Below are 26743 nucleotides of genomic sequence, written 5' to 3' on the forward strand. Positions count from 1 at the left end.
ATTTCTGTTATCGGCGACGGTCCGCCCGCGTCTCCGATGCGTGCGCAGCCTCCCCCACACCACAGCAGCCGCCGCCGGAGCCATCGCCGCGGTGGCCCTGACGATCATCGCCCCCGCCACCGCCCGGGCGGCCGGGGCCCAGGACGTCACCGCGGCGGTCCGCGCCGACCAGGACGTCACGCTCACCGGCGACGCGGTCGTCACCGTGCCGGCCGGGACCACCACGTACGACGGAGTGATCCACGGCGAGGGCACCCTCACCGTGCGCGGCACCGGCACGCTGGTCCTCACCAAGGACAGCGACTTCACGCTTCCGAAGTCCCGGCAGCGGCAGACCGTGCGGACCCAGGGCGGCAACCACCCGTACACGACCGTCACGAACCCCGATCCGCCCGCGATCACGGTCGAGCGCGGCGCGACCCTGCAGTACGGCACGGGCGGCGGCACCGGCCTGATCGGCCACTTCCCGTACAGCACCCCGGGCTATCGGCTCAATCAGCTCAACGTCCGGGTCGACGGCACCCTGCGCCTCTCCCTCACCCGCACCTTCAACATCGGCACCATCAGCGGCTCGGGCCTGGTCACCCAGCCGCGCAACATGTGGGGCACGCTCGACCTCGCCGGAACGCACCCGTTCTCGGGGGTGATCGACAACGGCACGGGCATGGCGGTCGGCCGCCCCGAGTACCCGGTGGCGCTCCCGAACACCCGCGCCGTCCTCAACCAGGGTTCCTGGATCATCGACACCCCGCTGTACCAGAAGATCACCCTGCGCCAGGACTTCTACCAGCGCGAGTACGGCAGCGACGTCAACGTGCACACCCGGCCCGGCAGCAAGGTCGTGCTCACCGGCCAGTACAGCTACAGCGACCGGGGCGGCGACACGAACCCCTCGCTCAGCGACCCCGGCATCAACTGGCGTGCGATACCGCACCAGTTGAACAAGCGCGGCACCAACATCGAGGGTGCGAACGTCCAGTGGGGCGACGGCACCACCCACAAGATCTTCATGCCGGGAACGGCCGACACCGTCTACATCAACCTCCATGAGGCAAGCGGCCGCCGCTCCCTGCTCACCTTCGCCTACAACGGCCCCGTCACGCTGGGCGCACCCATCGGCGGCGGCAGGTACCACGACACGCTCGCCGCGCCCGGCGCCGGTGACGTAGTGATCAAGGGGACGGCCGGCAACGACGTCACGTTCGCGGCGAAGCAGCACTACGACGGCTCCACGACCGTCGAGAAGGGGGCCGTGCTGCGGCTCGGCTCGGGCGCCCGCGGTGGCGACGGCTCGCTGATGACCGGCACGGCGCGCCGCCGCATCGTCGACAACGGCACGCTCGTCGTCCGCAACACGTCCACGCCCGTCTCGCTGTCCCGCATCAGCGGCAGCGGAGGCCTTGTGCAGTCGGGCGCCGCGACGACGACGCTCACCGGCACGGGCGTGACGTACACGGGGACGACGACCGTGAAGAAGGGCACGCTCGCGCTGGCCCCGGGCGCCTCGCTCGCCCGCAGCAAGGCGATCCGGCTAAGCTCGGCCGGAGCACGGCTGGACGTACGCGGGACGGGCCTGCGGGTGGCGACCTCGCTCACCGGCAAGGGCACGGTCCTGGGTGCGGTGACCAACGCCGGCGAGGTCGCGGGCGCGCCGACGGTGAACGGCTCCTACACACAGACCGCGAAGGGTGAACTCGTCCTCGGCGACCGGCCGTTGAAGGTGAGCGGCGCCGTCCGCCTAGCCGGGGGCCTGGACCTCTCCGCCGCCGGCGGCGCCCCGGCCCGCACGGTCACCGTCCTCGACCACACGGGCGACGCGAGGACCACCGGCACCTTCACCGGGCTGCGCGAGGGCGCCAAGGTCAAGCTCGCCGACACCACGTACCGCATCACCTACCGGGGCGGCGACGGCAACGACGTCGTCCTGACCGCCGCCAGCGCCGCGAGCCCCTCGGCGACCGCCCGCGCGAAGGCGGCGCCCGGGACGTCGGAGGTGGACACCCGCGCCGCGGGCGCCTCCGCCGCAGCCCAGGGCTTCGGCTGGTGGCCGTACGCGCTGGGGATCGGCCTGCTCGTCGGACTGCTGATCCCGGCGACCCGGCGGACGCGGGGAGGCGGACGGCGGCGCGGCGGGCGGCATGCGTCGCAGAGGTAACGGGGATGCCGTTTCTGACCTCTCGCGACCGGCGGGATGACGGCTGTCCTCCCCATGACGGGCGTCGGCGACGGCCGGCGGTCGACCCCGCGCCGGTGCCCCTGAAACCGGCTGGGACACTGCCAACCATGGACACGACACCCGAGCAGATAAGCTCCCGGACAGCAGCCGCGTGGACCGTCGCGCTCGCGGTCCTCGGAGGTTTCACCGGCTTCGCCTGGGACGGGCCGTTTCTTGCCGTTACCTGCGCCCTTTCCCTGGGAGGCGGCGCCACTCTGGGCACGATCCTGTCCCGCCGCCGAATGATCGCAACCATTCGGGAAGGCCAGGGGAAGGCTGCCGCGCTCGGGTACGCCGACGGGATCGCGGACATGATGGTGCTGGGGATATCCGCATACAGTGCGGCTGTCTTCCCGCTGTCCGGCCCCGGCGCAGTGGACACCGCCGAGCGCGTGGCGCGCCGTAAGGCCGCCTACGGCCTCACAGCCGCCGAGGGACTCCCCCACCCCGTTCGCGAGGCCGCGGCCGCCGCTCTGGAAGCGATCGACGGCGGGAGTGAAAGCGACACCCGGTCCGCCATCGAGGACCTCATGAACGCCGTTCAGGAGCAGCGCCGCGCAACGTGACTGACAGGTTCTCGCTCACGGCCTTCTGCACGGGGACGCCGTAAGAGCCCAGGACGGCTGGGCGAGCGCTGCTGCGTGACCAATGGCCGTGTCGTGCGCTACGACCGCACTGCGTCCGCCGTCACAAAGTCATACCCGGCTGTCGACTCACCCGTCCGGACCTGTCGGACTGTGCAGGCGTGGCGGTCGGCATGACGCTGGAAGCCGAGCCCGCGGGACGGCCGGAGGGACCACCCGGCGCACCGGACCCACCCGTCGGGCCGAGGAGCGGCCGGGGGACGCCTCCATGCCGCCCATCCTCCAGGAGCGTGATCATGGCCCGTAACCGCTGTCTGATCCTGAGCTCGCCGGCCGCGGTCTGGCGTCTGCTGTCCGACGGCCACCGTTACGGGGAGTGGGTGACAGGAACCCAGCAGGTCCTCGCCGCGGACCCGAATTGGCCCGACGCCGGTGCCCGACTTCAGGTCCGCGTCGGCGCCGGCCCTCTGACCCCTCGACGACACCTGCGTCGTCCGTATCTCCGAACCGCGACACCGTCTCGAACTGGAAGCGAAGGCGGATCCCTTCGGCGCCGCTCGCATCGCCATGAAGCTCACCCCCTGGGGCGAGCACACCCTCTTCACCCTCGACTGGCACCCCCTGCGGGGTCCCGGCACGCGGATGCACGGACTCCCGGTGAACTACTTCGTCTCGGTCCGCAACGGCATGATGCTGACGAAGCTGGCTCGCATCGCGGTGCGCGAGCACGACACGACCGTTTGAGGCACCTTGCAAGCACCCGACGCGGTCCACTGCCAATGAAGGACCACCTACCGACGTCGACTGGTGGCCTGCCTCCGCGCATCCCACATCATGGGCATTCCGCCCACATAACGGACAGGATCCGCCTCGTCCGCCCCCGTCGACTAACGTCATGACATGACCAGCGACACCCTCAGCGACAGCCCGCGCACCCTCGCCGACGCCCTCGCCACCGGCACGGTCGTCCTGGACGGCGGCATGTCCAACCAGCTCGAGTCGGCCGGCCACGACCTGAGCGACGAGCTGTGGTCGGCGCGGCTGCTCGCGGAGCGGCCCGAGGCGATCACCGAGGCGCACCTCGCCTACTTCGAGGCGGGCGCCGACGTGGCGATCACCTCCAGCTACCAGGCGACCTTCGAGGGCTTCGCCGCACGCGGCATCACGCCAGAGCGGGCGGCCGAACTCCTCGGCCTCAGCGTCGAGTTGGCCCGTGAGGCCGCTCGCCGCGCGCACGCCAAAGGTGTCAGCCGGCCGCTGTGGACCGCCGCTTCGGTCGGGCCGTACGGTGCGATGCTCGCGGACGGGTCGGAGTACCGGGGGCGGTACGGGCTGAGCGTCGCCGAGCTGGAGCGCTTCCACCGGCCGCGCCTGGAGGTGCTGGCCGCGGCCGGCCCGGACGTGCTGGCCCTGGAGACCGTGCCGGACGCCGACGAGGCCAGGGCCCTGTTGCGCGCGATCCGCGGCCTCGGGGTGCCGGCCTGGCTGTCCTACAGCGTCGCCGGTGACCGTACGCGAGCCGGGCAGCCCCTGGAGGAGGCCTTCGCCCTGGCGGCCGACGCCGAGGAGGTCCTCGCGGTCGGCGTGAACTGCTGCGCCCCCGAGGATGTGGACGGCGCCGTGGAGATCGCGGCGCGTGTGACCGGCAAGCCGGTCGTGGTCTACCCCAACAGCGGCGAGACCTGGGACGCCGAGGCACGCGGCTGGGCCGGCCGCTCCACCTTCACGGCCGAACAGGTCACCGGGTGGCAGCGCGGCGGAGCACGGCTGATCGGCGGGTGCTGCCGGGTGGGGCCGGGCGCGATCGCGGGGATCTCCGAGGCACTGGGAGACCACTGAGACTCCCGGGCCGGACGGCCACCGCGCGGCCCCGGCTCCATCGCCTCTGTCCCCAGCCCTCCTCCTCGGCCCCTCCCCCCTGCTAGCCTCCGGCTCGGGAACCGGTTGCCCTGGTGTTGCCGCACTTCCCGAGGGGTGGGTCCGGCGCGGCGAAGGCGTCGCCCGGGGTGGCGGAGAGGGGCGAGGGGATGACCAGGAAGAGCACCGCGGATGCCGGGGGGCGGCTCACGATCCGGGACGTGGCGGCGCGCGCGGGGGTGTCCGCGTCGACGGTGTCGCGGGTACTCGGCGGCGACTACCCGGTGAGCACGGCGACCCGCACCCGGGTCATGCGCGCGGTCCGCGAGATGGACTACGTCGCCGACGCCCGCGCCAAGGCGATCGCGGGAGTCGGCACCCCGACGCTGGCGTTCGTGCTCGACGACATCACCGGCCCCTCGTTCGCGCACATGGCGCACGGCGTGGAGCGCGAGGCGACCCGGCTCGGCCATCTCTGTCTGGTGTGCAGCACGGACGGCGACGCCGAGCACGAGCTGGAGTTCATCGAGACGATGCGCGCCCAGCGTGCGACGGCGGTGATCCTGGTCGGCGGCGCCGCCGACACCGCCGAGTACCGCGAGCGCATGGCGCGCATCGCCAACTCACTCTCCTCGGCGGGGTCGCGGCTCGTGCTGTGCGGGCGGCCGCCGCTGGAGCGCGGCACACCGGCCACGGTCATCGAGTACGACAACGAGGGCGGCGCCTACGCCCTGTGCGCCCATCTCCTCGCCCAGGGGCACGAACGGGTCCTCTTCCTCGGCGGCAAGCCGGACAACAGCACCGCTCAGGGCCGCGAGCGCGGCTACCTCGCCGCCCACCGCGCCCGCGGCCTCGACCCGGACCCGGCGCTGCGGCTGTCCGGCGACTTCACCCGCGACTCGGGCCACCGTCTGATGCGCCAAGCCCTCGCGCAGGGGCTGGAGTTCACCGCCGTGTTCGCCGCCACCGACATGGTCGCGTCGGGGGCGCTGACCGCGCTGCACGAGGCGGGTCTGCGGGTGCCGGCCGACGTCTCGCTCGCCGGTTACGACGACATCCCGTACGCCCGCGACCTCCATCCACCGCTGACCACGGTCCACGTCCCCTACGAGGAACTCGGCCGGCTGGCCGTCCGCACCGCGCTCGGCCGCACCCCGGACGCGCCGAACGAACACCTGCTCCTCGGCACGCACGTCGTGGTCCGCGACTCGGTGGCGGCTCCGGCACACATCTAGCACCTGTGGTGCAGGAGCATAGAAACCGGTTGCTCAACCCGAGCCCGGCGGTCCGGCACGAACCCCGGCTCCTCGGCTGGACCGACGTCCTCACGGCCGGGGGCGGGGCTCGCCGGAGCGACGCAGCCGCCGTACGACCGACAGCGATGCCGTGCTGCGCGGGGGCGAGCCGTCGACAGGGGGCGCTGCGGGTGTGGTTTCCGCAGAGCTGACGGGTTTCGCCGACTCGGTCTCCCACAGGGCGAGTTCGCGATCGCGCGGGCCCCGGACTACGACAGGGTCTCCGGCGCCGAAGACGCGTACCGGACGAGAGGCGTCCCAGGCGGGCCAGCCCGGGTCGCCCTCGACCGCGAACCGCACCCATGCCGCGTGCATCGCGTCGGCGAGTTCCTGCGGAGCACCCTCGCCCGCGAGTTTCGCCGACTCGGGCACCCCGGCGGTGTCGAAGACGAAGCCCAGTTCCAGGGCATGGCAGGCGCCGAGGCCGGTGATGTTGGACGGCCAGGCGAACTCGTAGACGTGGCACGGCACTCGGCGCGCGTCGGCGAGACGGTGCAGGGGCATGCGCAGCAGGTGGTCGGTGACCATCTGGCCCACGAGGTCGGCGATGCCCGCGTCCGGGTGCAGGGCGCGGTAGCCGCGCGGCACCTCGGTGCCGCAGTGGCAGCGGGCCATGGCGCCGGCGAGGGCGACCGCGCCGAGCCGGTCGACGCGCTCGTGCAGGCCGCCGGGCACCAGCCAGAGCCGGTACTCCTCGCTGGTCCAGCCCAGGAGCAGTTCGACGCCGGGCGCGGCTGTCCCGTCGAGCAGGGCCTCAAGCGGGTCGCGGGGGACGAGGTCGCCGTCGACGACGATGCCGAAGGCGGGTCCGCCGAGGATCGGGCTGCTGAGCCGGCCGACGTCGGCCTGAATGCGCAACAGCAGGTCACGGTCGACGGAGGCGAACGCCTCGGCCGTAGCGGGGACCTTCAGCCGGGTGGCCATCCTGCGCACCATCCGGCGGACCTTGTCGCGTTCCATCGCCTCCGGCGGTCCGCTCTGCAGGGCCGCGCGGTGGAACAGCCCGGCGGCGCGCGGAGTGGCCAGCAGCGCGCCGATGCTGATGGCGCCGGCGGACTCGCCGAAGACGGTCACCCGGTCCGGGTCGCCGCCGAACCGCTCGATCGACTCGTGCACCCACTCCAGGGCGGCGAGCTGGTCGCGCAGTCCGGCGTTGGCGGGTGCGTCCGGGAAGAGGCCGTAACCCTCCACGCCCAGGCGGTAGTTCATCGACACCAGGACGACGCCGTCGCGGGCGAAGGCGTGTCCGTCGTAGACGGGGACGGCCGAGGAGCCGCGGGTCAGGGCGCCGCCGTGGATCCACACCATGACGGGCAGCCGGGCGCCCGAACCCGGTTCGGGTGTCCACACGTTGAGGTTGAGGCAGTCGTCGCCGGGCACGACGGGGTCGGACAGAAGGCGCGCGAACGCCTCGGAGTACGGCGGCTTGGGCGGCGTAGGCCCGAAGGCGCCCGCGTCGCGCACCCCGTCCCAGGGATCGGGGGGAGCGGGTGGCCGGAAGCGGCGGGGGCCGAAGGGTGGTGCCGCGTACGGGATGCCGCGGAAGACGGCGATCCCCCGCTCGTACCTGCCGCGCACCGCTCCGTAGGGGGTGGTGACCACCGGGCCCCGCGCGTTCACCGGGTCCGTCGAGTCCACCGAGGGCGCCGTCATCCGACCACCAGCTCCTCACTCAGTACCGCGCCGACTGTTCGGGCCAGCGCATCACATCACCTCCGGTGTGTGCGTCGAGGGCGTTTCGGACGGCTGCCCGGCCGCCTATTTGGCGTACATCAACGTGCCGAATCCGGTCTGGTCGAAGCCGCCGCTGGTCGAGCCGTAGTCACCGCCCCCGCCTTCGGGGCGGCCCGCCTCGGCCATGGCGGTGATGTACGGGACGGAGAGGCCGCGCCTGCGGGCGTAGTGGTAGTGCAGGATGTCCCACACCGGGCGGGCCTGGCCGCGGCTCGCGGACGAGATCACGGTCTGCGACTGCTGGGCGCAGTTCTGGCCGGTGCCCCAGGTGTACGTCGTGTAGGGCACGTCCTGTCCGAGGTTGTACTTGGCGACGTACTGGGCGCACTTCATGAAACGGTTGTCGTCGTAGCCGTACAGGTCCTCGCCCTGCGACCAGGCCGTCTCGCAGAAGGCGCCGAGCTGGCCCATGCCCATCATGGTGTGTCCCTGGTCGCGGCCGGACTCCTGGTACTGGGCGAGGCCCTGGCTCTCGTAGACGAACGGCACGGCATGGGTGATCGACCCGTTTCCCGCGCCGTTCTTGAAGTAGTTCACGGCCTGGTCGTACATGGCCGCGTCGTCGCACAGGATTCCGATCGCGAGGATCGAGTTCATGGTGCAGAGGTCCCAGTTCGCCCAGTAGTTGGTGATGCAGGCGTCGTTGTGGCCGGTGAGGAACTGGTTGTTGAGCGGGTAGAACACGCCCCGCATCATCGTCTTGAACCGGTCGAGGTCGAACCCGGCGTAGCCGCGCATGAGTTCGGCGGCGTTCGCGAACTGGTAGCCGTAGATCCCGGCGGCCAGGAAGCGGTCGGCGTTGCCGGTGACCGTGGTGAGTTCGGCCGACCAGGCGTTGAGGATCTTCACGGCGGTGTCGCCGTTGGCGCCGGTGCCGGCGATCTTCCAGCGCAGGGCGTTCTGGTAGGCGGCGTGGATGTCGTTGTAGAGGATGCCGTAGTTCTCGCCCGTGCCGCCGCGGATGATGGTGGCCTGCGGGTTGGGTGTCCAGCCGGCGGCCGAGTGGGAGTTGGCGGTCAGCCGGTTCCAGCCGGAGAGCCAGGGGTCGTCGCCCGCGGCGACCCTCACCTTGGCGCGGTTGAGCTCTCCGTAGGCGTGCAGCATGCCGGGGTGGGTGAAGGTCGCGGGTGCGGCGGCCGCGGTGGGGCCGCTCACCGCCGACGCGGAGGCGCCGACGGCGAGGGCGGCGGTGAGTCCGCCGGCGGTCCTGAGCAGACCGCGGCGGCTGACGTTCGTGGGCGTGCTCTGCCTGTGGGGGTTGGTGCGGCTCATGGCAGTGCATCTCCGATCTATGTGGGGGTGATGCTCACCTGCTCGAACTGCGTGGTGCTGTGGACCAGCGGGCTGCGGGAGCAGACCACGAGGCCCACGTAATAGGGGGCGTCACCGAAGTCGGGGATCTGGCCGTCCGCGAGGGAGGTCCAGGTGGCGCCGTCGTCGGTGGAGAGAGCTGCGGTGAAGGCGGTCCCGGCGCGCTTCAGCCGCAGCAGGCAGGGGAGTTGGGTGCTTCCGCTGCCGGTGAATGCGGAGGCTCCCGCCACGGTCTTGCGCAGCATGAGCTGTGCGGTGGTTCCGGACGTGACGATCGCTCCGGCCGCCTGGTCGAACGGTGACAGCGACTTGGCCATCAGCAGGCCCACGCGGTCAGTGGGGGATCCGCTACGGGACAGCAGCCGGGCGGTGATCTCGCAGTCGCCGCTGACGGGCTGCCGTACGAACTGACCTGTCATCCCCTGGCCGTTGACGTTCAGGTCGACGCCCGCACCGCGCACGGTGAAGGTGCCGCCGTCGTACGACGTGCTGCCGGGGGTGCGGATCGCGACCACGCCGAGGGTCCCGAAGGCCCGGTCGTCGAGCACGGGGTCGCCGAGGTCGCCGTACGTCCAGGGGGCGGGCGGCGGGGTGCCGACGGTGACGGTGAGCGTGCCGGAGGCGGTTGCGGCCGCGTTGCCCGCGGTGGTGGTGACCGTGAACTCGCCTGTCCCGGTGGCGGTTCCGCAGATGAGGCCGGTGCGTTTGTTGAGGCGGAGTCCGTCGGGCAGGCCGTCCGCGGTGAACCGCACGGGCTCGTGCGACGCGCGCAGCAGGTGCCTGAACTCCGTGCCCCTGTTGACGAACACCGCGCCGGGCGAGGTGAGTTCGGGGGCCGACGGGGTCGGCATCTGCGCGTGGGCGGTCTCCGAGAGCGGGCCGCGACCGCCGGTGCCGGTCTTCGCGACGGCGTAGTGGTACGTCGTTCCGGGCGTCCCTGTCGCGTCCGCGTACCGGATGCGGGCGCCGAAGCCGACCGGGCCGATGCCGGTGGCGAGGGTCTCGTACGGTCCTTCGGGACGGTCGGCCCGCAGCACCAGGTAGCCGGCGGCCAAGTCCGGGTCGGACCAGGATAGTTCGACGGCGTCGGCCGCGGTGGTGGCCCGCAGATCGGTGGCGGAGCGGGTGGGCCGGGGCGAGGTCCAGACGTCACCGGACGAGGAGGTCACGCTCACGTTGTCGAAGGCACCGGTGCCGGTCTCGGCGTACGCCTCGTCGACGCCGAGGCAGGAGGTGAGGGTGAGCCCGGCGTGGACCGTGCCGCCCAACTGGACCTTGGTGGAGCCGACTTCGCGCCAGCGGATGCCGTCCGGGGAGAGGAGACCGGTGCAGCGGCCGCCCTTGCGGGTGACCCGCACCCAGTACGGCTTCCGCAGCCGGTAGCCGTCGCCCGCACCCTCGACGTACGGCGCCTGGAGTGGTGTCGCCGACTCCGGCAGCGTGCCGAGGTCGGAGATCGGGAAGGACGCGGACGTGGTGAGGGTCTGCTGCTGGGACGGCGGGACGGGGGTGCTGCCGGTGGCCGAGGTGGCCGCCCCCGCCTTCGGGCGCACGGTCCACACACCGCTCCAGGTGTGCAGCGGCAGCCCCTGGACCAGCATCGACGCATGCGCGGCGGTCGCGTCGAGGGAGTCGCGGAGGGTGACGCCGATCTTGGAGTACTGCGAGCTGAGCGGCCACACGATGCGCGCGGTGACCGTGCCGTCGCCGTGCAGCGGAAGGTGCACGAACCGGTGGGTCTCGGCGGTGCCGCTCGCCTCCAGCACGAACCGCTCTCCGTCGAACACCGCGGATCCGGGGATCCTCACCTCGCCCACGTCCTGGGTGGACCAGGCCTCCGGGAGGCCTGCGCAGGCGGCCACCGGCAGCGAACTCCCGCTCATTCCCTGGGAGTTGGAGGCGGTGACTGTGTAGTGGTACGTCCGGCCCGTGCGCGCGCCGGCGTCGGTGTACGTCGGCCGGTCGACACCGGTCGCGACGGTCTCGTACGGGCCCTGCGGCCTGGTGGCCCGGCGCACGGTGTAGGCGGTCGCACCCGCGGACGGCAGCCAGCCGACGGTGACCGACCCGTCCTGCCCCACCGCGGTGAGGCCCGCCGGAGGGGTCGGCGCGGTGGGTGCGGGGGCCGTCGCGCCGGCATAGGTGAAGGTGCCCCAGCTCGGCAGGTCGTCGTTGCTGCCCTCGACGACGCGGGCCCCGCCGCTGCCGCGGAAGACGGCGGCCTTCGTGTACGGGGCGTCGAGGCCGCGGACACCGGCGTAGTGGGCGTAGTACATCTCGTAGATCGGGGGCAGCGTGCCGCGGACCTTGTCCGAGACGGCCGTCTTGACGTACTTGCCGGTGCGGTCGAGGTCGGGGGTGAAGGGGACATCGCCGCCGAGGTTGTAGCGGGCGGCGTACTCGGCGTTCGCGAGCATGCGGTGGCCGTCGAAGCCCCACAGGTCGACGCCCTGGCTCCAGGCGACCTGGGCCGCGTCGCCGAGCAGTCCGACGGCGAGCTGCTCGTGGCCCTGGTCGCGGCCGCTCTCCTGGCCCTGGCCGTCGGCGCCGACGACGCGGTGCGGGACGCTGCCGTTGCCGGCGCCCGCCGCGGCGAAGCGGAGCGCGTCCTCGAAGAGGGTGCGGTTCTCGCAGAACACGCCGATGGCCAGAATGGTCTGAATGGACGTCAGGTCCCAGTTGCCGTTGGCGTAGAGCATGTATCCGGACACTGCCGGATACCAGACGCGCAGGAAGGACTCCTCGCAGCGGGCGATGTCCGAGTCCGCCCAGCCGTCGTAACCGGTGTGCCGCAGCAGCTCGGCCGCGTTGACGAACTTGAAGGCCTGGAGCCCGGCGCCGAGCGGCCCGTCCGCTCCGGTGATCGCCGTCAACGACGTCGACCAGGCGTTGAGGATGTCGCGGGCCTTGTCGGCATGGGCGCGCTCCCCGGTGGCGCACCACATCAGGGCGTTCTGGTAGGCGGCGGCCGAGTCGGCGACGGCCTGGTTCATGAAGTTCGAGGGGCCGCGGCCCCAGGAGGTGATCTGGCCGGTGTTCTGCACGGTGTACGACGCCGACGAGCGGGCGTGCGCCGCGAGCGCCGAGTAGCCGTCGTACAGGGGGGATTGCTTGGACCCGACCGCGGCCTTCATACGGGCGAGGTCGTCGGCGGTGTGCAGGAGGCCGGGGTGGGCGAAGGTGAACTCGGCGGCGGTGTCCGGGGTTTCGGCCCGCGCCGCGGGCACGGACAGGGAGGTCGTGCCCGCGGCGAGGAGCAGTGCCGTGGAGGCCTGGATGAGGCCGCGGCGGCTGAGCGTGGTCACTGGGCTGCCGCCTCCGCCTCGGCGGTGGTCAGGAAGGTGAGACCGGTGACGTGCTCGTTGTAGTACCACTGCACCGAGTCGGTGGTCGCGTACCACTTGGGCTTCTTCATCGAGTCGGCGACGACCGTGCCGTTGATCACCAGGTTCTCGAAGGTGACGTTCTTGATGCCGTGGTCGGCGTCGTAGCCGAGGAAGAGCGACGGGTTCGCGTGGGTGCCCGTGTAGCTGAGGTTCTTGACGTAGACGTCCTCGATGCCTCGGCCGACCGAGGTGTTGTACTTGGTGTTGTACATGACCCGCATATGGATCACCTGACCCCAGCGGAAGTCCTCGATGCGGACGTCCTCGATCAGCACGTTCTTGACCAGGTTGGAGTCGCCGGGGTTGAGGGCGATGCAGCCCTGGTAGCCCAGCTGCGGCTCGCGGTGGTCGAGGATGTCGAGGTTCTTGAAGACCAGGTTCTCGAGCATCTCGGGGGCGTCGCTGTTGCCGTGCGTGCCGACGTTGATCGGGTGGGCGACGTCGGCCCACAGGGTGCAGTTCTGGACGGTGATGTCCCGGGTGTCGCCGTAGTAGTCCCAGCGGTGGCAGTAGATGGCGATGCAGTCGTCGGAGTTGCGCATGAAGCAGCCGTCGAAGACGATCCCGGTGGAGGAGAAGACGTCGAAGCCGTCGCCGTTGCCCTTCGAGCTGAACGAGCGCGCCTTCTTGATGTGGACGTTCTCGCTCATGCCGAACGTGCCCGCGTAGCCGTTCGGGTTCATGATGATGACGTCCTCGACGCGGATGTTCCTGCTGCCCTCGCAGAGGATTCCGCCGGGACCCGCGTTGAGCATGCCGCGGCCGGTGAGGGCCGCCTTCTCCACGTTCTTGAAGAACACCTGCGCCTGCAGGACCGCTCCTCCCGCCAGGTACACGGTCTTGCCGCTGGGAACGGTGAGGACGTTGCCGGTGACGGTGTGCACGCCGGGGCCGAACCAGAGGACGTCCGGGTCGTCGGCGGAGGGCGGGTTGGGGTCGATGTGGTTGGTGAACAGGTGCAGACAGTCGAAGATCTCGTCGTTGATCTGGACGACCACGTCACGCGGCTCGTCGAGGGTGAACCGCAGGGTGTCGCCGAGCAGTTCGGGCTTGATGCCGAGCGCGTCCGGTCTCACCCGGGCCTTGGTGGTGCCGCCCTTGAGATACGTGACCTCGATCTCGACGCAGCCCTGGAAGTCGAAGTACACCATCGACGTGTTGAGGACCTTGCCCGACCCGGTGGTCGCGTTGATCTCCTCCAGCTGCGGCCGCCAGATGTCGAGGGTCGCCCACTCGCCGTCGGGGGCGGTACGGACGCGCACCTTGAAGCTCGTGTTGGTCGGCATGGTGGACGGGCGCGGGTAAGTGACCAGCTTGGGGGCGGAGTTGCCGCCGTCGGCGCGGGCCGTCGTGGCCGTCAGGCCGGACAGGCCGGCGGCGAGCACGGTGGCGCCGGTCGCCTGAAGAGCGGTGCGCCGGGACAGGGGCGTGTTCATGCGTGACTCCTTGCAACAGGAAGGCAGGTGGGGCTACTTGAGGCCGGAGGTCGCCATACCGGCGACGAATCCGCGCTGGGCGACGAGGAAGATCAGCAGGATGGGGACGACGTACATCACGGAGGCCGCGGCCTGGAGGTTGGCGACGGGTGTGCCGGCCGAGGTGACATAGGTGGACATGATGGCGACGGCGAGCGTGGTGTGGTCGGTGGACAGCAGCAGCTGCGGGGCGATGTAGTCCCCCCAGGTCCAGGTGAAGGCGATCACGAAGCTCGCGGACAGGACCGGCCAGGACTGCGGCAGGAAGATCCGCCAGAAGATCGCCGCATAGCCGCAGCCGTCGACGATCGCGGCCTCCTCCAGCTCCCGGGGCAGGCCGGCGAAGAACTGCCGGAAGAGGAAGACCAGATACGGGGCGGCGGACAGGCCCCACAGCACCCACGGCCAGTACGTGTCGACCATGCCGAGCTTCGCGAAGATCAGGTAGGTCGGCAGGAGGGTGATGAGCTGGGGCAGCATCATCGAGCCGAGCAGGATGCCGAACAGCGTCTTCTTGCCGGGTGCGTCGAGGCGGGCGAAGCCGAAGCCGACCCAGGCCGAGCTGAGAGTGACCAGGGTGGCGTAGATGAGGGCGATGACCAGGGAGTTGCGGGCGTAGCCGAGGAAGTCGATGAGGTTGAAGGCGTCGGCGAAGTTGTGCCACTGGACGTGCTCGGGGAGCCAGTGCACCGGTGAGGCGGCCAGTTCGCCCGGGGTCTTCAGGCCGGTGAGGACCAGCCAGCCGAAGGGGCCGAGGAACAGCCCGGTGAGGGCGACGAGGACGGTGTAGAGAACGAGGCGGTTCACGCGCAGTCGCACGCGGGCCGGGGACGTCGAGGGCTTCGGGGGCAGGCTCGCGGCGGTCACTTCTTCGCCTCCGGTTCGACGTTGTAGAACACCGCACCGGACGTGAACCTGAAGATGAGTCCGGTCACGATGAGGATCAGGACGAAGAGAATCCACAGCAGCGCGGAGGCGTAGCCGTAGCGGCCGAGCGCGAAGTACTGCGCGAACACGTGCATCATGTAGGTGTAGTTGGACTGAGGGACCGTGGTGACGCCGCCCGTGGTGCCGAACGGGGCCAGCAGCAGCGGCATGATGGTCTGCACCGAGGCGATCACCCCGGTCACCGTCTGGAACAGCAGCACCGGCGACAGCAGTGGCACGGTGATGCTCCGGAAGGTCCGCCAGGCACCGGCCCCGTCGATACGGGCCGCCTCATGGAGCTCGCGGGGTACGTCCTGGAGCCCCGCCAGCGAGATGATCATGATGTTTCCGGCGGCCCAGAGAACCGTCATCAGCAGGACGTAGCGCGCATAAGGATCGGCGAGCCAGCCGACGGCGTCGATACCGAAGATGTTGAGGACGCCGTTGGCCGCACCCGAGTTCTGGTCGAAGAGCTGCTTGAACGCGATACCCGCGCCCACCGGCGGCACCACCGCCGGCAGATACAGCAGGGTGCGGAACAGCCCGCGTGCCTTCATCGGCCGGTTGACCAGGACGGCGAGCCCCATCCCCGCGATGATCGACAGCGGTACCGAGGTCACCGCGAACAGGCCCGCGCGGCCCAGCGCGTCCCAGGTCGTCGGGTCCGAGAACAGCTCCCGGTAGTTGCCGAGGCCGACGTAGCGCCAGTGCGGCGAGATGCCGTCGTACGTGGTGAAGCTCAGCCACAGCGCGTACGCCATCGGCACGATGGTCAGCAGCAGGAACCCGACGATCCAGGGCGAGGTGAACATGTAGAACGCCCGGTACCTGCGCGCGGCCATGGAGGACCGCGGCCGGCCGGCGGTCCCGGCCCGTCCGGAACTGGCCGCCGAGTTACGCCGGTCCGCGACGGACGGCATCTGATCAACCGTCATCCCACCTGCTCCTTACCGCGCTTCAGCTGCTCGTTGAGGGACGAGTTCAGCCGTCCCGCGAGGGTGTCGACGGAGATGCCGCCGTTCATCGCGGCCGGGGCGATCTGGTTGAAGAGCGCGTCGAACGCGTCCGCGGTGGTGTACGGCGTGAAGGAGATCACCGAGAAGTGCTTCAGCTCGGCCTCCTGGACCCTCAACTCCTGCCTCTGATAGGCCTCCTGAGCGGGCATCAGCGGGCGTAGCGACTTCAGCGTGGGGATTCCCCAGCCGCTGGAGGCGCGCGCCTTGGCCGGTGCCTCGCCGAAGAACCACTCGAAGACCCGCCAGGCGGCGTCCTTGTTCCGTGCCTTCCGCGGCATCCACAGACCGGTGCCGCCCTGGCAGGCGCTGATCCGCGGGCCTCCCTCGAAGACCGGCGCGGGTGCGAGGCGGGAGACGGGCGCCAGCTTCTTGTCCGCGTTGATCATGCCGCCGAGCCAGTAGCCCGCGTTCGACATGGCCATCCGGCCTGCCTGATAGGTGGGGCCGTCCCAGCCGTTGGGGTCGGGCTGGATGAGACTCGGTCCGACCTTGGCCCTGCAGAAGTCGATGTACCAGGCCAGCGCCTTGCGGGCCTCGGGGGTGGTGAAGTCGACCCGGGAGAAGTCGTCGTTGAAGAGACTGCCTCCGGCGGACGCCGTCATGGTCGCCAGGAGCGTGGCCCTGGTCAGACCGCTGTAGCTGCCGCCGAAGACGGTCGTCTGACCGTTCTTGCGCTGGACGATGCGCTTGGCGCGTTCCAGCCATTCCTCGTACGTGACCGGCTCGGTTTCCGACGGGTGGTCGACCCCGGCCTTGTCGAACGCCGAGGTGTTGTACCAGTACATCGAGTCCTGGGAGAAGTCCTTCGCCATGCCGTAGCGGGGGCCCTTGCCCTGGGTCCGGCCGTCGTACCGCCACAGGTCGTTGACCGGATCCAGGTCGTCGACCTTGAGGACGCTGCTCCTGGCGAAGTAGGGGTCCAGCTCCTCCATCACGTCCCGCGCCGCGAAGTACGCCGCGTCCACGGCTCCGACGGCGCGCACCAGGTCGGGCGGGTTGCCGTTGGTGAGCATCGCGATCAGCTTGGTGATGTCCTGCTGCACCGTGACGATCCTGATGCCGGTGTCCTTCTGGGCCTGCTTGATCAGTTCCGGGGAGATGTCCTCGGGCTTGACCATCAGCGTGACGGTCTCGCCCGACCCGCCGACCGCGCTCGACACCTGCAACGCGCAGCCGCTGAGCGCCGCCGCACCGGCCACGGCGCCGCCCGCCGACATGGCGAGAAACCGGCGGCGGCTGGGTGGAGTTCCGGCGTGCGAGCGCATGAACGCCTCACCTTCTGCTTCGAGTCGAGCGGACCACCGGCCAACCGGTGGCATAACGACCTCACCGATAGCAACCGGTTGCTACGGCAGGTGCGCAGAGCTTCTTCGCTGTCCGGAAACCTCGTCAAGACTCCTGACGAACTTTCGAAAACACTGGTCGGTCCTCGACGGCACTCAAAAGCGGCGATCGGGAGGGCGGTGACGGGCGGTTTCGGGGCACTTGAGTGGAGGGCAGACTCCGGAGGCGGGCTGTCCGCGAGGCCGAACCGGTGGGTGGCGCGACCGGCACAGGGTCGGTCGTCGACGTTGACGGCACTCATAGGAACCGGTTGTCGATCACCTCTTGAGGATCACTCGCGGAGAGGCGCACCATGGGGTCCCTCGCCATGGGGTCCCTCGCCATGGGGTCCCTCGCCATGGGGCACTCGCCGAGGATCAGACCCCTGCGGCGCCGCCTGCGAGCCGCCCACCCCGAGGCGACAGCCTCACCGATCTCGCCGAACACCGCGGGCCGCTCGGGTAAGCGCTTGCCCCCCATTCCCGGCTCCGTGACGCCACCCCGGCGCAAGGACCCGCCCCCGACCCCACCCCGATCCCACCCCCTTTCCGCCACGAACCGCGCCCCCAATGCCCCATCCCGCCACGACATGCACAGATGCACCCAGCGGGATCGAGCCGCGCGCGAGGCCCTTCCTCCACCGCACTGTTTGACCGGCTCCGCGCGCCAGATCTACGGTAGAAGACGCTTTCTGAAACTGTTTCCCAGCGCCTCAGGAGAGTCATGCCCAGCGCCCAGCCGCCGAGGGTCGTGTTCGCGATGGATCCGGTACACCTCCCCCTGCTCTTCCCTCCTCCGCTCATGGCACGGCTCCAGAAGGTGGCCGCGATCGACCCCGGTCTCGTCGTACGGGACTTCGCGGCCCCTGAGGCGGCCGCGGCGCTCGCCGAGGCCGAGGTGCTGATCACCGGCTGGGGCTGCCCCCGGCTCGATGAGGAAGCACTGGCGGCGGCACCGCGGCTGCGCACCGTCCTGCACGCCGCGGGCTCCGTCCGCTCACTGGTCGGCGAGGCCCTGTGGGAGCGCGGCGTGACCGTGGCCAGCGCGGCGGCCGGCAACGCCCTGCCGGTCGCGGAGTACACGCTCGGCATGATCCTGCTCCTCGGCAAGGACACCTTCGCCCACCGCGAGCGCTTCCGCGCCACCCATGCCCAGCCCTCCGCCGCCGAGACCGTGGCCACCGGCAACCTCGGCCGTCGCGTCGGGATCATCGGCGCCTCCCGCGTGGGCCGACGGCTGCTGGAACTGCTGCGCCCGTTCGACTTCGCCGTATCGCTGTACGACCCCTACGTGGACGCCGCCGAGGCCGCCGCCCTCGGCGCCGAACCCCGGTCGCTGGAGGACCTGCTCGGCGACAGCGACATCGTCAGCCTGCACGCTCCCGACATCCCCGAGACCTACCGCATGCTCGACCGCGACCGGCTCGCCCTCATCAAGGACGGCGGGGTGCTGATCAACACCTCGCGCGGCGCCCTGGTGGACCCGGTCGGTCTCACCGAGGAGCTCGTCTCCGGCCGCCTGCACGCGGTGCTGGACGTCACCGAACCCGAGCCGCTGCCCGCCGACTCGCCGCTGTACGACCTGCCCAACGTGTTCCTCACCCCGCACATCGCCGGCTCCCTCGGCAACGAACTGGCGCGCCTCGGCAGCATCGTCGTCGACGAGCTGACCCGCTTCGCCACCGGACTGCCGCCGGTCCACGAGGTCCGGCGCGCGGATCTGGCCCGTGTCGCCTGACCTCCACGCCTTCCGCGCGCCCCGCCGCGCGGAAACCATGGGATACGGTTTCACCACCGGCGGGGTGCGGGACCCCGGCCCGTCCGGCGGGAGAGTCGCCGACGCGGCAGTCGCTACGGTCAAGGAGTCGCCACGGTGAGTCAGCGCAAGGTGTCGGGCGACTCCGCAGGACGGGCCACCATCCGGGACGTGGCCCAGCGCGCGGATGTCTCCGTCGCCAGTGTGTCGCGAGTCCTGTCCGGCAACTACCCGGTCTCGGACGAGCTGCGCCGCCGGGTGATGAAGGTCGTACAGGACCTGGACTACGTCACCAACGCGCACGCCCGCTCCCTGGCCGGCGGCGGTACGCCCACGGTGGCCATCCTCCTGAACAACATCACCGGTGCCGCCTTCGCCCATGTCGCCAAGGGTGTCGAGGGTGCCGCCTCGCTGCGCGGCTGGCTCTCGCTGGTCGGCACGACCGGGGACGACCCGGAGCGGGAACTCGCCCTGGTCAACCTCATGCGGCAGCAGGGCGTCGCCGCGGTGGTCCTGCTCGGCGGGGCGTACGACTTCGACGAGTACCAGGTCCGGATGGCGAGGTTCGCCCGCTCCCTGGACGCGGCGGGCTCGCATCTCGTCCTGGTGGGCAGACCGCCGCTGGAGGGCAACGTCCCCGCCACGACGGTCGACTACGACAACGAGGGCGGCGCCTACGCCATGGCCAGCCACCTGCTGTCCGCCGGCCACCGCCGCGTCCTCATCCTGCCGGGCCACGCCGAACTCACCACCGCCCAGGGCCGTTTGAGGGGCGCCCGGCGCGCCTTCGAGGCGTACGGAGTGCCGTTCGACCCGGGCACGGTGATCCACGGCAGCTACGACTACGAGCACGGCTACGACGCGGTCGAGCAGAGCCTGCGCGAGGGGCTGGACTTCACGGCGGTCCTCGCGGGCACGGACGTGGTCGCCGCCGGCGCCATGCAGGCGCTGCGCTCGGCCGGGCTCAGGGTGCCCGAGGACGTGTCGATCGTCGGCTACGACGACATTCCGCTGGCCTCCCAGCTCACGCCGCAACTGACCACCGTGCACGTCCCGTACGAGGAGATGGGCCGGGTGGCGCTGCGCGCGGTCGCCGACCGGCGCGAAGGCGGTGCGGGCCGGCGCCGTAGCGGGGACGGCGACCACCTGGTCCTGGGCACGCATGTCGTCGTACGCCAGTCGGTCTGCCCGCCGAGCCGACGTCCGTAACGTCTCCCGCACCCTGTTACGTAAACGTTTTCTTGCCGTTCTCGCTCTCACCCGACGCCCCACGCGTCACCCGAGGCCGGCCGCTCACCCTGCCCCCGCATGCCGCTGACCTGCGGAGATTCGCATTCCCCCAACTCCCTCGGGTCGACCTCCGACCTAACCTCCCGGACAACCCCACGTAACAATTTTCCGGGGACCTCTTGCTCGCGACTGGCCGATAGGCCTACCGTCCACGGCAACCGCTTTCTACATCTTCCGCTTGGCCACTCCCCCCGCAACCGCGTGCCGATGCATTCCGGCCGCCGTTCCTGGCCGACACCGAGCCGCCGTCCTCTCGTTCTGAGAACGCCTACTCCGAAGGATCAGGGTCAGATGAACTCCACCAGCCCCCGCAAAAGGGCCGTCCGCGCCGCTGTCGCGGGCCTCGCGCTGACAGGTCTGCTCGCCGCGTGCGGCGGGTCCGGCTCCGGAGACTCCTCGTCGTCCGGTCCGGTCACCCTGCCCTTCTGGGGCTGGGCCAACGGCCAGGAAGCGGTTGTCAAGGCGTTCAACGCCGGCCACAAGGACATCAAGCTCAAGTACACGAAGGTCACCGACCAGCTGACCATGCAGAAGCAGCTGACCAACGCCGTCAAGGCGGGCAACGCGCCCTGTCTGGTGCAGAACACCGCCGAGTACGTGACCACATGGGTGTCGCAGGGCGCGCTCGCCGACATCACCAAGTACGTCGAGGCCGACAAGGACAAGTTCAACGCAGGCGCCTGGGCCGGCGCAGGGGTGCAGGGCAAGATCTACGGCGTTCCGACCAGTTCGGCGCCCGCCTTCACCATCTACCGCACCGACCTCTTCGCGAAGTACGGCCTGAAGGCACCCGCGACCTGGGACGACTTCATCGCCGCGGGCAAGGTGCTGAAGAAGCACGGCATCAAGATCACCAACTACGCCGGTGAGGACCCCAGCACCCTTGAGGTGCTCGCCATGCAAGCCGGAGCGCACTGGTACTCCATCGACGGCAACGCGTGGAAGGTGAACTTCCAGGACGCGGGCACCCTCAAGGCCGCCAAGGTGATCCAGGACATCATCGACAACGGCCTCAACTCCAAGCTCTCCTTCGCGGACTACGCGGCTGTGCAGCGCAACTACGACAACGGCGGCACCGCGACCCGGCAGATCTCCACCTGGCAGATGGCCGGCATGGTGCAGAACTTCACCAAGTCGAACGGCAAGTGGGCCCTGTCCCCCTGGCCGACGTTCGACGGCGCCGCGGCGAAGACTCCCGCAGGCACCAACCAGAGTGGCGGCCTGACCCTGGTGACCAAGCAGTGCAAGAACCAACAGCAGGCGGCCGAGGCAGCGTTGTGGATGTCCACCAACACCGGCGCGGTCAAGACGATGGCGAGCCCGGAGACCGGCAACGGCGTGATGCCCGCGCTGGCCGACAGCGACGCGTACGTCGGAGAGGCGATCTCAGACAAGCTGCTCGGCGACCACTACGAGCCGGGCAAGAAGGTGGTCACGGACAGCCTGTCCACCGTCACCACCGACTGGACCTTCGGCCCGGACTGGACCGCGATGTTCACGGAGTTGCAGAGCGGCTGGGCGAAGGTCATGAACAAGGAGCAGAAGGTCACCGATCTGCTGGCGCACATGCAGGAGTGGACGGTCAAGGACCTCAAGTCCCGCGGCATCAGCGTCAAGGGCTGAGGCACGCCCGATGATCCGCTCCCAGCGCTGGAAGGGCGCCGCCTTCACGGTGCCCTTCCAGCTCGGCTTCGTGTTCCTGTACGTGATCCCGATCGGCTACGCCGTCTACCAGTCGCTCTTCCTTGAGCAGCAGTCGGGCCTCGGGCTCGGCGGTGCGACGGAGAAGTTCGTCGGTCTGGACAACTACCAGCACGGCCTGACCGACTCGGCGTTCCTCAACTCCGTGCTCCGGGTCGTCCTGTTCGCCTGCGTCCAGATTCCGGTGATGCTCGCCGTCAGCCTGGTGCTCGCCCTGTGTCTGGACGCGCTCACCTCGCGGGCGGCCGGGCGCTTCCGGATCCTGCTGCTCATTCCGTACATGATCCCCGGGGTGGTCGCCGCCATCGTGTGGATCAACCTCTACAGCCCGGATGTGGGCCCGCTGACGCCGCTCGGCGACCTGTTCGGCTTCTCCTGGAACTTCTTCGCGCCCTCGATGGTCTGGCCGTCCATCGGCAACCTGCTGACCTGGCACGGCATCGGCTACAACATGGTGATCATCTACTCGGCGCTGCAGGGCGTGCCGCGCGAGCTGTTCGAGGCCGCACGGCTCGACGGCGCCTCCGAACTCCGTATCGCGCGAAGCATCAAGATCCCGCACGTGCGCGGGGCTCTCGTCCTGACCGGCATGCTGTCGATCATCCAGATGCTGCAGATCTTCAACGAGCCGGCGCTGTTCCGCAACGTGACCCCACAGACGGTCGACGACAGCTTCACGCCGATCATGGTCATCTACAACCAGGCGTTCAACGCGGGCAACTACCACTACGCGGCGGCCCTTTCGGTGCTGCTCGCCCTCATCCTCGGCATCGCCTCCTTCCTCTTCTACCGGCTGACCTCGAAGGAGGCCGACTGACCATGCTGACGGACACCCGCAGCGAAGACACCACCGAGCGGCCCCCGAGGCGCCCCGTCCGGCGGCTCACCCGTCCCGACCGCGCGGCCACCGGCCGAGGCGGCCAGCGCTTCATCATGATCGGCCTGGCCCTGGGAAGCGCCTACAGCCTCTTCCCGGTGTACTGGCTGATCGTCGCCGCCACCAAGGACCGCACCGGGCTGTACCAGACCAACGGCCTCTGGTTCTCCGGCATGCACCTCTGGGACAACCTGCATCAGCTCTTCACCTACCACGACGGCATCTTCCTGCGCTGGACAGCCAACTCGTTCCTGTACGCCGGCGTCGGCTCCCTCGGCGGCACACTCATCGCGCTCGCCACCGGCTACGGCCTGGCGCGCTTCGAATTCCCGGGCCGCGGCGCGGTGTTCGCGTGTGTCGTGGGCTCCTTCCTCATCCCGATCGCCCTGCTCACCCTCCCCCTCTATCTCCTGTTCTCGGAGATCGGGCTGGTGGACACCCCGTGGGCCATGCTCATCCCGTGCCTGATCAACCCGTTCAGCGTGTACCTGGCCAAGGTCTACACGGAGTCCTCGATCCCCTTCGAACTCCTGGAGGCGGCCCGCCTGGACGGTGCCGGTGAGCTGCGGATCTTCTTCAGCATCGTGCTGCGGATGATGACGACGGGCGGCGCAACCGTCTTCCTGCTCGCCTTCGTCCAGACCTGGAACGCCTTCTTCCTCCCGCTGACCGTGCTGCGCGGAGAGGAGAACTGGACGCTGAACATCGGCCTGTACAACTGGAGCGGCAAACGTCTGGAGTCAGGCATCGACCTGACCAGCCTGGTGCTGACCGGCGCACTCCTGTCGATCGTGCCGCTCGCCGTGATGATGACGGCGATGCGCCGCTACTGGCGGACCGGCGTCACGCTGGGAGCCCTCAAGTGACCGTGGCGCACAATCCCGTCATCCGTGGCTTCGCCCCGGACCCCTCGCTGGTCCGGGCGGGCGACTGGTACTACGTCGCCACCAGCTCCTTCGAGTGGTTCCCCACGATCCCCGTCCACCGCTCCCGCGACTTGGCCCACTGGGAGTACGCGGGCCATGTCCGGGGCGCCGTCCCGGGCGACTCGCTGGCCGGGGTGCCGGACTCGGGAGGCATCTGGGCCCCTTCCCTGAGCTGGGACGGCGAGCGGTTCTGGATGGTCTACTCGATCGTGCGCTCGGTCGGCACCCGCTACTTCGACCTCGACACCTACGTCACCACGGCCACGCAGGTCGACGGGGAGTGGACGGCACCGCGCCGGGTCGCCGGCCACGGCTTCGACCCCGCGCTCTTCCACCACGAAGGACGCCTGTGGCTGCTCAACATGCAGAGCGACCACCGCCCCTCCGGGCAGCGCTTCGCCGGAATCGTGCTGACCGAACTCGACCGTGACACTCTCACCCCGCTCGGCGACACACGTCTGCTGCTCCAGCACGAACGGCTCATCGAGGGACCGAAGCTGCTGTACCGCGACGGCTGGTTCCACCTCGTGCTCGCCGAGGGCGGAACCGGTTTCGAGCACGGCGTCCTGACGGCACGCAGCCGCGAGATCACGGGCCCGTACGAACTCGACAGCCTCCCTCTGCTGACCACACGGGACGACCCCTCGCACCCCCTCCAGAAGGCCGGTCACGCGGAACTGGTGCAGACCCCGACCGGCGAGTGGTTCCTCAGCCACCTCACGGCGCGCCCCCTCCATACCGCGGAAGGCCCCCGCTGCACCCTGGGACGCGAGACGGCGATCCAGGCGGTGACCTGGGACGACGACGGCCGGCCCCGACTGCGCCAAGGCGGTTGGCACCCCGAGATCGACGTGGAAGTACCCGACCCCCCGGCGCCACCCGCACCCCCCGCCCGCTCCCCCGAAACCGCCACGCTGTCCTGGCCTTGGAGCACCCTGCGCGGCTACCCCGACCCCTCCTGGGCCGACACCTCGGCGCGCCCCGGCTGGATCCGACTGCGCGGCCGCCAGGGCCCGGAGTCCCTCTGGGACCAGAGCCTGCTGGCCAGACGCATCACGGAACACCATGCCGAGGCCGAGGTGACGATCGAGGCGAGCCCGCGCACCTTCACCCAGGCAGCCGGTCTGGCGCTCTGGTACAACACGGAGTCCTTCCTGACCCTCGATCTGACCTGGGCGGAGCCCGCGGGCGAACTGCAGCGCGGCCAGCAGTGGCAGGGCGGGGGCCGTACCGTGCTCAGCCTCCTGGAACGCGACCCGGAGGGCACCAGGCAGCTGGCCGTCGTCGACGTGGACGCGGGCACCCCGGTCACCCTGGGTGTGACGGTGGAAGGCGCCGACGCCCAGTTCTGGCACGTCCGGAACGAGACGCGCACCCCGATCGGCCCGCCGCTGGACGTGACCCGCCTCTCCGACGACTACGGCCCCAAGCTGCGCTTCACCGGCTCCTTCGTAGCCCTTCGCGCCCACGACCTGGTCGACGCGGCCTTCACGGCGGATTTCACCGACTTCCGGCTGACCTGCACGGCCGGCTGACGTTCGACCCTTCGAAATTTTCGCCGAGCCCCATCCTTCAAATCCCTACTCCTTCACGCCGCGTTGAGGCAGGTCTAGGGTAGGAAGCGCTTGCTATGCGGTGTGTGGCGCCGACGCGCGAGCGACGTTGTTCGAAAATTTCGTCGGCCCACGGGACGGCGCCTGAGAGATGGAGTCGCGATGGCGCGTGGCGGGAGCGTGACGACCGGGCCGACACTGGCCGTCGTGGCCCGCGAGGCCGGGGTGTCGGTGCCCACCGCCTCGAAGGTGGTCAACGGACGGGAGGACGTGGCGCCGGAGACCCGCCGCCGGGTCACCGAGGCGCTCGACCGGCTCGGGTACGTCCGCAGGCCCCGCTTCGACGCGGCCAAGGCGCCGAGTCTGGTCGACCTCGTCGTGCACTCGCTGGACAGTTCCTGGTCGGGCGCGGTGCTGCACGGCGTCGAGGAGGCGGCGTACGACACGGGCCTGGAGGTGGTGGTCTCCGCCGGCCTGACCCGGACCCGGGCCGGTCACCCCGACCGCGACTGGCTGGACAAGCTCACCGCACGCGGCTCGGCCGGAGTCCTGTTCAACCTGGCCGAGTTGACCCCGGCGCAGTACACCTGGCTCGACCAGCACCGCGTCCCGTTCGTGATGATCGACCCGGTGCACGAACCGCCGCCGGGCGTGGTGTCGGTGGGCGCGGCCAACTGGCAGGGCGGAGTGACGGCGACCGAGCACCTCCTGTCCCTGGGTCACGAGCGCATCGCCGTCATCGGCGGCTACCGCCGCAAGATGTGCAGCAGCGCCCGCGTCTCCGGTTACCGCTCCGCGCTGGCCACGGCCGGCATCCCGCACCGCCCCGAGTACATCCGCTACGGCAGCTTCAGCGAGGACGGCGCCCACCGCCGCATGCTGGAACTCCTCAGCCTCCCCGAGCCGCCCACGGCCGTCTTCGTCTGCTCCGACAAGATGGCACTGGGCGTCTACCAGGCCCTGGCCGAACGGGAGTTGAGCGTGCCGGACGACATCAGCGTGGTCGGCTTCGACGACCTGCCCGAGGCCCGCTGGACGAGACCGTCACTGACCACGGTCCGCCAGCCCCTGTCGGAGATGGCGTCGACGGCACTGCACCTGCTGGTACGCATGATGGCGGGCGACCGCCCGGAAAGCACCCGCACAGAACTCTCCACCCGCCTGGTGCACAGATCGAGCACGGCCCCACCCGACCAGAACGCACCCACAGCACCCCACCGGCCGTGACAACGGCCGCCGCACACCCGCAGCAACCCACCGGCCGGCGTTGACAACGGCCCCCACGTCCCCGCAGCCGCGTACGCACGGCAGGGGACGGGCCGGAACGTCCGCCCGCAGCGGATGGCGCGTCAACACCCTCCACCTGTAACGCAACCGATTCCGCGCCAGACCGAGGACGGATGCTCCGGCCCGGCCCCGACCCACCCACCGGCGACGGCGGCGGCGGCGGCGGCAGGCGACCCCCCTGCCGGGGGAGTGACCGATTCCTTCAAGACCCGCCCCCACCCCCCGCCTACC

18 protein-coding genes and 1 pseudogene are annotated in these 26743 nt (G+C 70.3%); 12 read left to right on the forward strand and 7 right to left on the reverse strand.

Translation table 11 applies throughout. The annotated features are described in order from the left end of the window. Window positions 1–40: 40 nt before the first annotated feature. From ABZS97_RS18275 to ABZS97_RS18295, 5 genes and pseudogenes are all read left to right on the forward strand, one after another. Window positions 41–2155 carry an autotransporter gene (locus tag ABZS97_RS18275; protein WP_356138970.1) on the forward strand — a complete coding sequence of 705 codons (2115 nt, stop codon included), beginning with the start codon at window positions 41–43 and terminating at the stop codon, window positions 2153–2155. Between the two features lie 128 nt (window positions 2156–2283). After that, window positions 2284–2781, forward strand: a complete 498-nt coding sequence (locus ABZS97_RS18280; RefSeq protein ID WP_356138972.1) for a hypothetical protein — start codon at window positions 2284–2286, stop codon at window positions 2779–2781. A 314-nt stretch (window positions 2782–3095) separates the two neighbouring features. Then, a pseudogene (locus ABZS97_RS18285) lies at window positions 3096–3543 on the forward strand (SRPBCC family protein). A 156-nt stretch (window positions 3544–3699) separates the two neighbouring features. Beyond that, entirely contained in the window at window positions 3700–4638 is a 939-nt protein-coding gene (gene mmuM, locus ABZS97_RS18290) for a homocysteine S-methyltransferase (protein WP_356138974.1), read from the forward strand. Window positions 4639–4826: 188 nt separating this feature from the next. Next, on the forward strand, window positions 4827–5891 hold the full coding sequence (locus ABZS97_RS18295) for a LacI family DNA-binding transcriptional regulator (protein ID WP_356138976.1): 1065 nt from the start codon (window positions 4827–4829) through the stop codon (window positions 5889–5891). 90 nt (window positions 5892–5981) lie between these two features. On the opposite strand, the gene ABZS97_RS18300 is transcribed toward ABZS97_RS18295, so the two are convergent. From ABZS97_RS18300 to ABZS97_RS18330, 7 genes are all read right to left on the reverse strand, one after another. Continuing rightward, the gene (locus ABZS97_RS18300; RefSeq protein WP_356138978.1) at window positions 5982–7604 is read right to left on the reverse strand and encodes a carboxylesterase family protein; all 1623 of its coding nucleotides are present in this window, start codon (window positions 7602–7604) and stop codon (window positions 5982–5984) included. 105 nt (window positions 7605–7709) lie between these two features. Next, window positions 7710–8957 carry an alginate lyase family protein gene (locus ABZS97_RS18305; RefSeq protein ID WP_356138980.1) on the reverse strand — a complete coding sequence of 416 codons (1248 nt, stop codon included), beginning with the start codon at window positions 8955–8957 and terminating at the stop codon, window positions 7710–7712. 17 nt (window positions 8958–8974) lie between these two features. Beyond that, complete coding sequence (locus tag ABZS97_RS18310) at window positions 8975–12301, reverse strand: alginate lyase family protein (protein WP_356138982.1); 3327 nt, start codon at window positions 12299–12301, stop codon at window positions 8975–8977. After that, a complete protein-coding gene (locus ABZS97_RS18315) occupies window positions 12298–13818 on the reverse strand; it encodes a glycosyl hydrolase family 28 protein (RefSeq protein ID WP_356138984.1) in 1521 nt (506 codons plus the stop codon). Before ABZS97_RS18315 ends, ABZS97_RS18310 begins: the two co-directional genes overlap by 4 nt. 33 nt (window positions 13819–13851) lie before the next feature. Continuing rightward, window positions 13852–14724, reverse strand: coding sequence for a carbohydrate ABC transporter permease (locus ABZS97_RS18320; protein ID WP_356138986.1), 873 nt, complete (start codon window positions 14722–14724; stop codon window positions 13852–13854). Continuing rightward, window positions 14721–15719 carry a sugar ABC transporter permease gene (locus ABZS97_RS18325; protein ID WP_356138988.1) on the reverse strand — a complete coding sequence of 333 codons (999 nt, stop codon included), beginning with the start codon at window positions 15717–15719 and terminating at the stop codon, window positions 14721–14723. The genes ABZS97_RS18320 and ABZS97_RS18325 overlap by 4 nt, the downstream gene beginning before the upstream one ends. Continuing rightward, complete coding sequence (locus ABZS97_RS18330) at window positions 15716–17065, reverse strand: extracellular solute-binding protein (RefSeq protein WP_356138990.1); 1350 nt, start codon at window positions 17063–17065, stop codon at window positions 15716–15718. The genes ABZS97_RS18325 and ABZS97_RS18330 overlap by 4 nt, the downstream gene beginning before the upstream one ends. Window positions 17066–17846: 781 nt before the next feature. Between ABZS97_RS18330 and ABZS97_RS18335 the strand changes: the two genes are divergently transcribed. The 7 genes from ABZS97_RS18335 (at window position 17847) to ABZS97_RS18365 (ending at window position 26452) form a co-directional block, all read left to right on the forward strand. After that, window positions 17847–18860 carry a hydroxyacid dehydrogenase gene (locus ABZS97_RS18335; protein ID WP_356138992.1) on the forward strand — a complete coding sequence of 338 codons (1014 nt, stop codon included), beginning with the start codon at window positions 17847–17849 and terminating at the stop codon, window positions 18858–18860. A 135-nt stretch (window positions 18861–18995) separates the two neighbouring features. Then, window positions 18996–20087 carry a LacI family DNA-binding transcriptional regulator gene (locus tag ABZS97_RS18340; protein ID WP_356138994.1) on the forward strand — a complete coding sequence of 364 codons (1092 nt, stop codon included), beginning with the start codon at window positions 18996–18998 and terminating at the stop codon, window positions 20085–20087. Between the two features lie 372 nt (window positions 20088–20459). Further along, on the forward strand, window positions 20460–21791 hold the full coding sequence (locus tag ABZS97_RS18345; RefSeq protein WP_356138996.1) for an extracellular solute-binding protein: 1332 nt from the start codon (window positions 20460–20462) through the stop codon (window positions 21789–21791). A gap of 10 nt (window positions 21792–21801) precedes the next feature. Next, entirely contained in the window at window positions 21802–22686 is an 885-nt protein-coding gene (locus tag ABZS97_RS18350; protein WP_356138999.1) for a sugar ABC transporter permease, read from the forward strand. A 2-nt stretch (window positions 22687–22688) separates the two neighbouring features. After that, window positions 22689–23612 (forward strand): carbohydrate ABC transporter permease, encoded by a 924-nt coding sequence (locus ABZS97_RS18355; protein ID WP_356139001.1) that lies wholly within the window; start codon window positions 22689–22691, stop codon window positions 23610–23612. Beyond that, complete coding sequence (locus tag ABZS97_RS18360; RefSeq protein WP_356139003.1) at window positions 23609–25207, forward strand: family 43 glycosylhydrolase; 1599 nt, start codon at window positions 23609–23611, stop codon at window positions 25205–25207. Before ABZS97_RS18355 ends, ABZS97_RS18360 begins: the two co-directional genes overlap by 4 nt. A 180-nt stretch (window positions 25208–25387) precedes the next feature. Next, window positions 25388–26452: a LacI family DNA-binding transcriptional regulator gene (locus ABZS97_RS18365; protein WP_356139006.1), complete on the forward strand. Its 1065-nt coding sequence runs from the start codon at window positions 25388–25390 to the stop codon at window positions 26450–26452. Window positions 26453–26743: the final 291 nt, after the last annotated feature.

Source organism: Streptomyces sp. NPDC005485, from assembly GCF_040606085.1.
Taxonomy (GTDB): Bacteria; Actinomycetota; Actinomycetes; order Streptomycetales; family Streptomycetaceae; genus Streptomyces.